The 3084-nt window shown below is 69.4% G+C and carries 2 protein-coding genes; both read right to left on the bottom strand.

Annotation, left to right across the window (positions count from 1 at the left end; genetic code table 11):
- Nucleotides 1-347: 347 nt before the first annotated feature.
- On the bottom strand, nt 348-1538 hold the full coding sequence (locus ACWDNU_RS45005; protein WP_370939282.1) for a low temperature requirement protein A: 1191 nt from the start codon (nt 1536-1538) through the stop codon (nt 348-350).
- A gap of 102 nt (nt 1539-1640) precedes the next feature.
- Nucleotides 1641-2450, bottom strand: a complete 810-nt coding sequence (locus tag ACWDNU_RS45010) for a MerR family transcriptional regulator (protein ID WP_449673353.1) — start codon at nt 2448-2450, stop codon at nt 1641-1643.
- Nucleotides 2451-3084: the final 634 nt, after the last annotated feature.

Below are 3084 nucleotides of genomic sequence, written 5' to 3' on the forward strand. Positions count from 1 at the left end.
AGTTCACTAGCACACTGTTGAGTTCTCAAGCAACACACCCCGAACCAGCCCCGGAATCAACCAGGCCCAACTCGATGCGTTATTTCAAGCTTTTGTTTTTCCGGAGTCCAACTCTACACCCTGGGAAGCTCGAGGCTTCGTCGGGGGCTGGTTCAGCTCCGGAGGTTTGGGACCACCCACTCTACCACTACTGTGGGAGCTTGGTTCGTGTTCCCGGTGGCCGCCGGGTTTCCCTGGCGACGAAGAGAACATTACACGGCCCGAAACAGCCCTCGAACAGGGGGGGTCCCTTTTTTCGCGCCAAGCCCCTGACCTGCGTCGATCCGGCGGCCGAGGCCTGAGGGCGGTCAGCCCGGCTCGCGCTCGCCGTGCGTCGCGATCACCGTGACCCCGACGAGGATCGCCGCCAGGGCCGCCGTCACGTGGATCGGCGCCGGGCCGAACGACGCCGCGAGCACGAGCACCGCGGCCGCCGGGAAGCCGATCGCGATCGGACGGCATTCGTTGGTCGGTCCGATGTGCAGCAGCCACACGCTGAGCAAGAAGATCGCGACCGGGATCGTCACGGCCAGCGCGGTCACGATGCCGCTGACGTGCGCCTGCCCGCTGTCGAAGCCGACCGCCAGTTCCAGCCCGGCGCCGACCGCCGCTGCCGAACCGAAAATCAGGTAGTGCCCGTATCCCCAGCTCAACGCGGTCCATCGGGAGTTACCGCGTTCGAGCCGGGCGTGCCCCGGCTGGTCGAAATACAGCCACCACATCGAGAACACCAGGACCAGGCCCGCGACGGCCAGCGACACCAGCTCCCCCGTGTGCTCTCCCTCCGCGATCCCCTCTTTCACCGCGTTGGTGGCGCTGAGCACGGTTTCGCCGAGCACGATCAGCGTGAAAAGCCCGTACCGCTCGGCGATGTGATGCGAGTGCCACGGCGTGGTCGTGCGCGCTTCCGCTACCGCCGGCACCGCGAGTTCCAGGACCAGGACGACGAAGAAGCTGACGAACCCCGCGGTGCCGGGAATCGCGAGCCGGACGACCCACAGGATCTGGCAGAGCGTGATGCCGAGCGCGTAGAAGTACGCGGTCGAGCGGATCTCCGGTGCTTGCCGTGCCGCGCGAAGCCACTGCGTGACCGCGGCCAGGCGCATCAGGACGTACCCGATGACCACGATCGTGAAGTCGCCGCCGAAGGCTTTGTCCACGCCCGCTGCGACGGTCAGCCCGCCGGCGATCTGGACGAGAGTGGCGAGTCGGTAAGGCACGTCGTCGGTGTCGAACGCCGAGGCGAACCAGCTGAAGTTCAGCCAGCCCCACCAGATCGCGAAGAACACCATCCCGAAGCTGAGCACCCCGTGCCCGACGTGGCCTTCGGAAAGCGCGTGGTGCAGTTGCGCGGCGGCCTGGCCGACGGCGACCACGAAACACAGGTCGAACAGCAATTCCAGCGGCGTCGACGCGCGGTGTCCTTCATTGGTGTCGCGCGCCCGCATCGGTCGGTACCACACCCGGATCCGGTTGCCCGGCGATGCCTCGTGGGCCATGAGCGCTCCCCTCTTCGCAGAACGCGGCCATCCCAACATGATCGACGGCACCGCGCGAGCGCGACATCCCCGAGCAGCCGGAACCGGGTGAAACCGGACGTCTCAGCGCAGCCGGACCGCCAGCTCGAAGACCGGATCGTCGAGGCCGGCCGCACCGGGATCGCACAGGAAGATCTGGCGCGGCTTCCAATCGGCCTCGACATCGTGGTCGGTCAGCCAGCGGTGCAGCGATTCGGCGCCGAGCGCGGTCATCATGTTCGCCTTCGGCACGGTGACGTAAGCCTCTCGGCCCGCGTCGTCGGTGCTGAGCGTCATCTCCGGAAAGGCGATCTCCCCGCTGTCGGGATCGATCGGGCAGCAAAACTCGACCAGGCCGTCGCTGTCATTGCTGATTTCTCCGTGGTAGCGCAGGAAAGGCCGTCCGGCACCGCCTTCCGGGCGCGGGATCGCCGGGCCGCCGAAGAACGCGAAGAGCGGGGCGGCGAACTCGCCGATCCGGTCGGCGGTCAGGTGCTCAGAGGTGGTGAGGAGCGTGCGGGCGGGCATTTCGCGAACGGACACGTCGTACATCGGGGTTTCCTTCCCTGCCAGCTGGTCGAGGAAGAACCCGGCGAGTTCCCGCTTCGCGTGCCACGCCCGTTCCTGCTCCTCCCAGTACGCGCGGACCTCGGCCGCCGCGGCGTCCGGCGGCAGATCGAGGACGGCCCGGATCCGCGGCAGCGGCATCTCGAGCCCGCGCAACTGGACGACGTGCCGGGCCCGGTCGAGCTGATCCGGCGAGTACCAGCGGTAGCCGGTGTCCGGGTCGACGCGGGCGGGCGGCAGCAGGTTCATCTCGTCGTAGAGCCGCAGCGCTTTGGGCGAAAGGCGGGCCAGGCGCGCGAACGCGCCGATGGTCAGCAGGTCCGTCATGGGTCTCCCTCGTTCGGAACGCCCTGAGCGTGGGGCCGTCCCCGAGGGGAAGGTCAAGAGGCGGGAAGCATCCTGGGCCGCGCGGCCGCCGAACGCAAGGTCGACCGGCACGCGTTTCGGCCCGCCCGAGCCGCGCGGCCCAGGCGGGCCCGGCCGAGCGGCACTGGCAGCATTCGGCACGCGCGGAGCCGGGCGCCCTGGCCCGAAGATGACGGACGTTCGACGCGCCCGGAGCCGCCCGGCCGGGGCCCAAAGACAGCGCCGACCTCGCACGCACAAAGTTCAACCCGCCAAGAACCGCGCAGCCGAGTCCAAAGACAACGTCGAGCGCTACGGCAAGCCCCGTTCAGGAACCCCCGCGGACGGCCCGCGTGCCAGGTCGAGCGCCCCGGCAAACCCCGCTCGGAACCTCCGCGGCCAGCCTGCGGGCAACGTCGAGCGACCCGGCAAGCCCCGCTCGGGAACCTCCGCGGACCGCCCGCCGGAGAGGTCGAGCACCACGGCGAGCCCGCTCGGAACCTCCGCGGCCAAGGCACGGGCAAGGTCGAGCCGGGAAGGGAAAGGCGGGCGGGCCCGGTTCCCCCTCGCCCGGGCCCGCCCCGTTGCCTTCGCGCGCACTCGGCCGGCCACTCCG

Source organism: Amycolatopsis sp. NPDC003676 (genome assembly GCF_053587275.1).

Coding starts and splice junctions, on each gene's coding strand:
- ACWDNU_RS45005 (WP_370939282.1), bottom strand. CDS start 1,538: ATGGCCCACGAGGCATCGCCGGGCAACCGGATCCGGGTGTGGTACCGA.
- ACWDNU_RS45010 (WP_449673353.1), bottom strand. CDS start 2,450: ATGACGGACCTGCTGACCATCGGCGCGTTCGCGCGCCTGGCCCGCCTT.